Source organism: Kitasatospora sp. NPDC057518, assembly GCF_042802075.1.
In the GTDB taxonomy this organism is placed as follows: Bacteria; Actinomycetota; Actinomycetes; order Streptomycetales; family Streptomycetaceae; genus Kitasatospora.
Genome location: NZ_JBHVEU010000390.1, coordinates 1 through 8,477, shown reverse-complemented (window position 1 = coordinate 8,477; position 8,477 = coordinate 1). Strand labels below are relative to the sequence as shown.

Genomic DNA, 8,477 nt, shown 5'->3' with positions numbered 1-8,477 from the left:
ACCGGGTTCTGCCCCGGAGCGGGGCAGAACCCGAAGATTGATCACAACATCACACAGGCCCTAGGCGTTGCTCTTGGCCGTCACCAGGCGGTCGTCCGCACGGCCCGCCAGGGCGAGCGCGGTCACCAGCGCCACGCCGGTCAGCACGGTGACGGCGGCCAACGCCGGGCTGAGGACCCGCCGGTAGCGCACGGCGAGGGCGCGCTGGAGGCCCAGCAGCGCGGCCAGCGCGAGCAGGCCGACGGCGAGCAGCCACCACCAGCCGCCGCCGAGCGCCCGGCGCTGCCCGGAGTACACCTGCCCGACGGTGGCCTCGTTGGCGGCGGTGACCTGGTCGGCGGCGGGCAGCAGCTGTTGGCGCAGCAGGTCGGTGGCCTGCCGGTAGGTGTCCAGGGCCGCCGGGGAGGGCTGTCCGGCCGGTGCCTTGGCCTGCTCCTCCAGCAGCCGGGCCTGGGCCACCAGGGCCTCGTAGCCGCCCAGTCGGCCGAGCACCAGTTGGACGGCGCGCTGCCCGGCCGGATCGTCGGCGGCGGCCTGGGCGGCCTGCTGGAGGTCGTCGTCGGCCTGGGCGCGGCGCTGCTCGTAGGCGTCCAGGGTCTGCCGGCGCAGCGCGGTGTAGTCGGGGTCGGCGCCGACCAGCAGCAGGTTGGCGGCCTGGGCGTCCATGTCGCTGAGCGCGAAGTAGAGGTCGGCGGCGCGGGTGGCCTGCGGGGCGGCCCGGTGGCCGATGGTGTCGATGCCGTCGCGGGCTCCGCCGAGCACGGCGGTGGCGGTGGCGCCGAGGGCGAGCAGGGCGGCCAGGCTCAGTGCGGTGAGGCCGCGGACCAGGCGCGGGGTGGTCCAGTAGGCCCGGCTGCCCGTCCTGCGGACGGCCCGGCCCAGGCGGGTCGGGGCGCCCGGCGCCTTCCCGGCTCGGCCCTCCTCGGCTCGTTCCTCCCGGCCCCGGCCTTCCCCGGCGCGGCCCTCCCCGGCAGGGTCGTCCTCCCGCGGGGCGCTCGCCCGGTGCTCCATGGAGGTCGTCATGACCACCCGTCCCTTCCCCCGTCGCACGGTCTGCCGACGCCCCGGCCGGAACCGAAACGCAGAACCGTTTCTCCACTTCCGCCGCGCGACGCTAGTGCCGCGTCACCGGCGACGAGGTGCTCCCTGACGGCTCCTTGACGCCGCCGGGCACCGTTCTTGACGCGCTCTTGGCGCGCCCTCCGGTGCCCGGCAGCCGTCATCCTCCGGCGAGGGCCGGGCGGCTCAGCCCCGGCCGGCCCTGCCGCCGCGGTTCGCCGTCTTCTTCCGACGGGCCCTCTTCTTACGGGCGCGCTCGGACACGGCGGTCCTCCTCGTGGACGTCGGGTCGGCCCGGTTCAGGCCGCCCGGCCGACCAACTGGTCGGCGAGCCTCGCCAGCCGCTTCAACGAACGCTCCTCCTGGGCGACCAGCGCCGTCTGCGCGACCGAACCGCCGTCGTAGTAGGCGCCGTTGGCGACCGCGACGCCCGGCAGGCAGAGCCGGACCACGGCCGCCGCCCCCTCCGCGGCCGGCGCGCCCGTACGCCCGTACAGCGGCAGCAGCGCGGTGGCGCACTGGCCCGGGTTGAGGCTGACGGCGGTGATGCCGGAGCCGGCCGGCGCCATCTCGGCGGTCGCCATGGTGAGCGCGAGCTGCGACTGGGCGTACGCGGCGACCCGCGAGTACCGCTTCGTCCGGTGCGGGTCCGCCCAGTTCATCGAGGCGGTGCGGTGCAGCGAGGAGGAGACGTTGACGATCCGGGCGTCGCCGGCCGCCGAGAGCGGCGCCCGCAGCAGCCGCGCCAGCAGGTGCGCGGCCAGGAAGTTGACCTGGAGCGAGACCTCGTTGCCGTCCTCGGTGAGGGTGCAGCGCTCGGGAGCCATCGCCGCGGCGTTGTTCACCAGCAGGTCCAGCGCCGGGTAGTGCTTGACGACCGTGCCGGCCAGCACCGCGATCTCCGCGAGGTGGGTGAAGTCGGCCGCCAGTTCGACGAGTTGGTCCCGCCGGGCACCCGCGGCGACCAGGCGCCCGACGGCCGCCTCGGCCTCGTCGGCGGTCCTGGCGTGCACCAGCACGGTCGCGCCCAGCCCGGCGAGCAGCCGGGCGGTCTCCCAGCCGATCCCGGAGGAGGCCCCGGTGACCAGGGCGGTGCGGCCGGACAGCGCGGTGCCGGACATTTCGGACACGGCGGAGATGGACAGGACGGAGTCGGACATGACCGTTCCCAGGGTGCGTGGCACCGCCGGCCCTGACCGGACCGGGGTGCGGGCTCAACTGGCCCGATGGAATGAGGAGAAGAGGAACGCCGAGCGCCTTCTACGGATCGCGACGGCCCCCCGGACGAGGCCCGCGCGCGCCCGCCCCCGCCCGCGCCGCGACGGCGCCGGGACGGGGCACGGCGCGCACCGTGCCCTCCGGCGGGGAGGCGCGGATCAGCGCACGGCGATGACGGCCACGGCAGCGCGGACCGTCGGCCGCCTATGCGGCGGACGGTCGTGATGGCGTACCGGGCGGTTCATGCTCCTCATCCAACCGACACTCCCCCACCCGGGCAAGCGCCGCGCCGACGCCCTGACGAATCCCTGACGCGGCCCCGCCGCGCGGCCACCGCCCCTGGGGCCCGGGGCGCCCGAAGCTCCGGCCTACAGCCAGTTCCGCTTCTTGAACACCAGGTACAGCCCGGTGCACACCAGTGCCATCAGCCCGATCGCGAACGGGTAGCCGAAGGCCCACTGGAGCTCCGGCATCGTCTCGAAGTTCATCCCGTACACCGTGCCGATCAGGGTCGGCGCGAAGAGGATGGCCGCCCAGGAGGAGATCTTCTTGATCTCGTCGTTCTGCACGTGCCCCGCCTCGGCGAGCTGCTTCATCTCCTCGTTCTGCCGCTGCGAGACCAGCGTCGCGTTGACGGTCAGGATGTTCTGGAGCATCTGCCGGAAGCCGTCCACCCGCTCGGCGGCGTAGGTGGCGTGGTCGGCGACGTCGCGCAGGTAGCGCTGGAGCTCCTCGTCGGTGCCGTACTTGCCGAAGCCCGCCTCCAGGCTCTTCATGATCTCCAGCAGCGGGCGGGTGGCCCGCTGGAACTCGATCACCTCGCGGGACAGCTCGTAGATGCGGCGGGAGACCTGCGGGTCGCCCCCGAACACCTCGGTCTCGATCTCGTCGATGTCGTGCTGGAGGCCGGCGATCACCGGCGCGTAGCCGTCCACCACGGCGTCCAGCACCGCGTACAGCACCGCCTCGGGGCCGAGCGCCAGCAGCTCCGGGTCGTCCTCCAGGCGGCGGCGCACCGCCGACAGGTCCGGGGCCTGGGAGTGCCGGACGGTGAGCACGAAGTCGGGACCGACGAAGAGGTGGATCTCGCCGAAGTCGACCTCCTCCGCCTCGTCCAGGTAGCGGGCGGCGCGCAGCACGACGAACAGGGTGTCGCCGTAGCGCTCCAGCTTCGGCCGCTGGTGGGCGACGATGGCGTCCTCGACGGCCAGCTCGTGCAGGTCGAACCGGTCGGCGGCCTCCAGCAGCTGCGCCTCGGCGGGGCGGAACAGGCCGATCCAGGCCATCGTGCCGGGCCGGTCGGGCAGCGTGCGGTAGATGTCGGCGAGGTCGGTGGGCGCGTCTATCCGGCGGCCGTCGCGGTAGACCGCCGCGTCCACGACGGAACGCTCCAGCGTCACCGGTTCGACGGGCTGGTCGGGGCGCGGGTCCATCGAGTGCTCGGGCGCCGGCTGGGTGTCCGAGGGCCGGACGACGGAACGGGAGAACGGACGCTTGCTCGCGCGCACGGCGCGCACACGCCAGTCGGACATGGCGGAGACCTCCACGGGGGATGCCCGGCCGCCGTACGGGAACACGGCGGACCGGAGGCGCCCGGCCGGCCGCCACGCGCACGGCGCGACCGGCGGCGCCTCGCCGGGAGGACGAGGTCAGTGCCGCGCGGGAGCCGTACGGGAGGAGGTGTGCCGGGGGCTGCGAGTGGTGCGGGACAACCGGGGGCGGGGCCGACTTCGACCCGTACTACTGCACTCCACGGCTCTCACCTCCTCGGCTCCGCGCGCTCACGCACCGGGAGGGGCGCCAGCACAACCCCGCCGAGTCTAGTACCCGTACGCCCCGGCCTCCGACCAGGGCCCCGGGCCGGGCAGGCGTCCACTGCCCGCACCGGTGTTCCACGGAGCGCCCGGCGCCGGCCCCGCGCCCTCTCAACGGCCGCACCGGGCGGGGTTGTTCGTCCACAGCGAAGCCGTCACGAATCGGCGACCACGCCACTACGCTACGTGTCATGACTTCTTCGAAGAAGGCCCCGGGGCGGGGTACTGCGGTGGTGGTCGGCGGCGGACTCGCGGGGCTGGCGGCCGCCTGGGCGCTGCGCGGGATCGCCGAGCGGATCGTCGTGGTGGAGCGCGACCGGTACCCGGCGGGGACGGAGTTCCGGGCCGGGGTGCCGCAGGGCCGGCACGCCCACCTGATGCTGGAGGCCGGGCACCGGCTGCTGGACGAGATGATGCCCGGCATCAAGCAGCAGCTGATGGACGCGGGCGCGCAGCGGGTGGCCGCCTCGGACGTCAGGTGGCTGTGCTCCGCGGGGTGGCTGGCCGAGTACCCGGCGCAGATGGCCTTCCTCTCCTGCACCCGGCCGCTGCTCGACGCGTTCGTGCTGGACCGGGTCCGCGCCCACCCCGCGATCGAGTTCCTGGAGGGGACGGACGTGGTCGGGCTGCTCGGCTCGGCGACGGCGGTGACCGGGGTGAAGGTCCGCGAGCGCGGCCCGGAGCGCGGCGAGGTCCGGGAGATACCGGCCGAGTTGGTGGTGGACGCGGCCGGGCGCTCGACCTCGGTGCCCAAGTGGCTGGCCGAACTGGGCTGCCCGCCGGTGCCCGAGGAGCGGGTGGACGCGGGCGTCGCGTACGCCTCCCGGATCTTCCACCGCCCGGCCGGGTCCGACCTCGGCGACCAGGCGGTCTACCTCCAGACCAAGGCCCCGGACGCGCAGCGGATGGGCGTCCTGCTGCCGGTCGAGGGCGACCGCTGGATCGTCAGCCTCGCCGGGATGCGCGGCGCCGAACCGGCGGCCGGCCCGGAGGGGTTCACCGAGCACCTGGGGCAGCTGCGCGACCCCCTCCTGCACGAGGTGCTGCAGGGCGCCGAACCGGCGGGCGAGGTCCGGGGGTTCCTTCCCGGCCCGGGCGTGCGCCGGCACTACGAGCGCGGCGGCCCGGACGGGCTGGTGGTGGTCGGCGACGCCGCGAGCACCTTCAACCCGGTGTACGGGCAGGGCGTCACCGTCGCCCTGTTCTGCGCCCGGGAGCTGCGCCGCTCCGCGAAGCGGCACGGCGGCATCGGGCACGCCGCGGCCCGGGCCGCGCGGCGCGCCGTCGCCGCGGCCTCCGCGGTGCCGTGGATGATCTCCTGCGCCGAGGACGCCCGCTTCCGCGCCACCACCGGCGCGCCCTCCGGGGCCCTGGTCGGGCTCCAGCACCGGTTCTTCGACAAGGTGCTGGCCGCCAGCACCCGGGACCCGGCGGTCACCGCGGCGTTCCACGAGGTGATGTCGCTGGTGGAGCCGCCGTCGCTGCTGTTCCGGCCGTCGGTGCTCGCGGCGGTCCTGCGGGCCTGAGGGGGCACGGGAACGAGGGGCCGGCGCGGCGCTCCGGGCTTGGGGGGCGCGGCGCCGGCGCGGCGCTCCGGAGCGCTACGCCCCGAGGTGCGCGGCGACGTACGGCAGCGCCACCTGTTCCAGGCCGCGCAGGCCGAAGGCGGGGTGGACGTTGACCTCGAAGACCACGCCGCCGCTCTCGGCCGCGAGGTCCACCCCGGCCAGGTCGAGCCCCAGGGAGGCGGCCGCCGCGACGGCCGACTCCGCGAGCCCGTCCGGCAGTTCGGCGTAGTCGAGCACGGTGGAGACGGCCCCCCGGCTCTCGTTGCAGGGCGCGTCCGGGTCCGCCTGGACGTGCTCGACCACCCGGACCACGCGCCCGTGCAGCACCACCACCCGGTACTGGTGGCGGCGCCCGTCCGGGAGGATGTTGCGGGCGTCACGGGCGAGCAGCCAGGGCGCCCGCGCGTAGTGCCGCGCGGCGGCGTCCAGCTGGGCGCGGGTCGTGACGTGGAAGACGTCGTCGCCGCCCATCCCGACGCAGGGCCGGGCCCAGACGTCGCCGCCGAGTTCCGCGAAGGCCTCGGCGGCGGCCTCCGGGCTCGGCTCGCGGAGCGCGATGCTGGGCATGTGCGGCACGCCGTCCCGGACGAAGCGGGCGACGGTGAGGTCCTTCTCGGTGGCCGCCCGCCACGCCTGGGCGTCGGTGCCGAGCGAGCGGGCGCCGACTCCGCGCAGCCGCCGCTGGAAGTCCTCGAACGCGCGGCGCCGGTGCGGCGGGATCTCGTAGACGATCACCGTCTCGGCGGTCACCGTCCGGCCGCCCGCCTCCAGTCGGAACCCGCCCGCGTCGTCGGCCTCGATCAGGCCGCTGCCGCCGGTCAGGAAGTGCCGGGCGTCCAGCTGTACGGGTTCCCGGCCGGTCAGCGTCCGGGCGGCGGCGGCGAGCACCTGCCGACTGCCTTCGGTCGAGCTGTGATCGGTCAGGAGTACGAGATCGCGTCGGGGCATGCGGACATGCAAGCGAGTGCGGCGTGATCACGACAAGGCGGCCTCGTGCGCCACCGGCCCGGCGGGGTGGCCGAAACCGGGTATCCGCAACCGTGCCGCCCCACTCCGAGCCGTCCGCTTCGTCGCCCGGTTAATTCGGATGCGCCCGCTCCGCCCGCCCGCTAGCCTGCCCGACATGTCTACGCCCCGAATCTCCTAGCTCGCGGACCCACTTCCACGCCACCCGTGTGTCCGCAAGCTTTTTCGGAGCGTTATCCCATGATCACCACCCGTGGTGTCGACGTGCGCGTCGGCGCCCGCCTGCTGCTGTCCGACGTCACCCTGCACATCGCCCCCGGCGACCGGATCGGCCTGGTCGGCCGCAACGGCGCCGGCAAGACCACCCTGCTCGCCACCCTGGCCGGGCAGCTCGCGCCCGCCGCCGGCACGGTCACCCGGACCGGGGCCGTCGGCTACCTCCCGCAGGACTCCCGCGCCGCCGACCCGTCGGCCACCGTCACCGACCGCGTCCTGTCCGCCCGCGGCCTGGACGCCGCCGTCCGCGCCGTGCGCGCCGCCGAGGCCGCGATGGCCCGGGCCGGGTCGCCCGCCGAGGAGCGCCGGGCGATGGACGCGTACGTCCGGGCCGAGGCCAGGTTCCAGTCCCGGGGCGGCTACGCCGCCGAGGCCGAGGCGGCCCGGATCGCGGCCGGGATCGGCCTGCCCACCCGGGTGATGGACTCCCCCGTCGGCACGCTCTCCGGCGGTCAGCGCCGCCGGGTCGAACTGGCCCGCATCCTGTTCGCCGACCACGGCACCCTGCTGCTGGACGAGCCGACCAACCACCTGGACGCCGACTCCGTCGCCTGGCTGCGCGGCTTCCTCGCCACCCACCGCGGCGGACTGGTCCTGATCAGCCACGACCTCGGACTGCTCGAGGAGACCGTCAACCGGGTCTTCCACCTGGACCCGCAGCGCGCCACGATCGACGTCCACAACACCGGCTGGCAGACCTACCTGAACCAGCGCGCCGCCGACGAGCGCCGCCGCACCCGGGAGCGCGCCAACGCCGAGCGCAAGGCCGCCGCCCTGCACACCCAGGCCGACCGGATGCGGGCCAACGTCGCCACCGCGACCACCGCCCGCAGCATGGCCCGCCGGGCCGACCGGATGCTCGCCGAGCTCGAACCCGTCCGGCAGGCCGAGCGCACCGCCCGGATCCGGCTGCCCGAGCCCGCCCCGTGCGGCCGGATGCCGCTGGGCGCGATCAGCCTCGCCAAGTCCTACGGCGGCCGGCCGGTGCTGACCGGCCTGGACCTCGCCGTGGACCGCGGCAGCCGGCTGGTCGTGCTCGGCCCGAACGGAGCCGGCAAGACCACCCTGCTGCGCGTCCTGGCCGGCCGGGAGGCCCCGGACGCCGGCCGCGTCGTCCCCGGCACCGGCCTGCGGCTCGGCTACTTCGCCCAGGAGCACGACACCCTCGACCCGGCGCTCAGCGTGCGCGACAACCTCGCCGCGGCCGCGCCCGGCCTGACCGACGGCGAACTGCGGCACGTGCTGGGCGCGTTCCTCTTCCGCGGCGACGACGCCGACAAGCCGGCCGGGGTACTGTCCGGCGGCGAGAAGACCCGGCTCGCCCTGGCCGCCCTGGTGCACTCCGGCGCCAACGTGCTGCTGCTCGACGAGCCGACCAACAACCTCGACCCGGCCTCCCGCACGGAGGTCCTGGCCGCGGTCGGCGGCTACCCCGGCGCGATCGTGATGGTCACCCACGACCCGGACGCCATCGAGGCGCTCCGGCCGGACCGCGTGCTCCTCCTCCCGGACGGCGACGAGGACCTCTGGCACGACACCTACCTGGACCTGGTCACGCAGTCCTGAGGGCCGGTGC

General features: G+C 75.3%; 6 protein-coding genes. 2 read left to right on the top strand and 4 right to left on the bottom strand.

Annotated features, from left to right (window positions below; all coding sequences use genetic code 11):
• Positions 1-60: 60 nt before the first annotated feature.
• The 3 genes from ACFU7Z_RS30645 to ACFU7Z_RS30635 all read right to left on the bottom strand — a co-directional run bounded on the left by ACFU7Z_RS30645 (position 61) and on the right by ACFU7Z_RS30635 (position 3,809).
• Positions 61-1,023 (bottom strand): hypothetical protein, encoded by a 963-nt coding sequence (locus ACFU7Z_RS30645; RefSeq protein ID WP_380781080.1) that lies wholly within the window; start codon positions 1,021-1,023, stop codon positions 61-63.
• 335 nt (positions 1,024-1,358) lie between these two features.
• Entirely contained in the window at positions 1,359-2,219 is an 861-nt protein-coding gene (locus tag ACFU7Z_RS30640) for an SDR family NAD(P)-dependent oxidoreductase (RefSeq protein WP_380781078.1), read from the bottom strand.
• Positions 2,220-2,645: 426 nt separating this feature from the next.
• On the bottom strand, positions 2,646-3,809 hold the full coding sequence (locus ACFU7Z_RS30635; RefSeq protein ID WP_049654602.1) for a magnesium and cobalt transport protein CorA: 1,164 nt from the start codon (positions 3,807-3,809) through the stop codon (positions 2,646-2,648).
• A gap of 473 nt (positions 3,810-4,282) precedes the next feature.
• Between ACFU7Z_RS30635 and ACFU7Z_RS30630 the strand changes: the two genes are divergently transcribed.
• Positions 4,283-5,617 carry an NAD(P)/FAD-dependent oxidoreductase gene (locus ACFU7Z_RS30630; RefSeq protein ID WP_380781076.1) on the top strand — a complete coding sequence of 445 codons (1,335 nt, stop codon included), beginning with the start codon at positions 4,283-4,285 and terminating at the stop codon, positions 5,615-5,617.
• 75 nt (positions 5,618-5,692) lie between these two features.
• Here ACFU7Z_RS30630 and ACFU7Z_RS30625 read toward each other — a convergent pair whose 3' ends face one another.
• Positions 5,693-6,607 carry a RimK family alpha-L-glutamate ligase gene (locus tag ACFU7Z_RS30625; RefSeq protein WP_380781074.1) on the bottom strand — a complete coding sequence of 305 codons (915 nt, stop codon included), beginning with the start codon at positions 6,605-6,607 and terminating at the stop codon, positions 5,693-5,695.
• Positions 6,608-6,865: 258 nt separating this feature from the next.
• Between ACFU7Z_RS30625 and ACFU7Z_RS30620 the strand changes: the two genes are divergently transcribed.
• Positions 6,866-8,467, top strand: a complete 1,602-nt coding sequence (locus ACFU7Z_RS30620; RefSeq protein WP_380781072.1) for an ABC-F family ATP-binding cassette domain-containing protein — start codon at positions 6,866-6,868, stop codon at positions 8,465-8,467.
• The last annotated feature ends 10 nt before the right edge of the window (positions 8,468-8,477 follow it).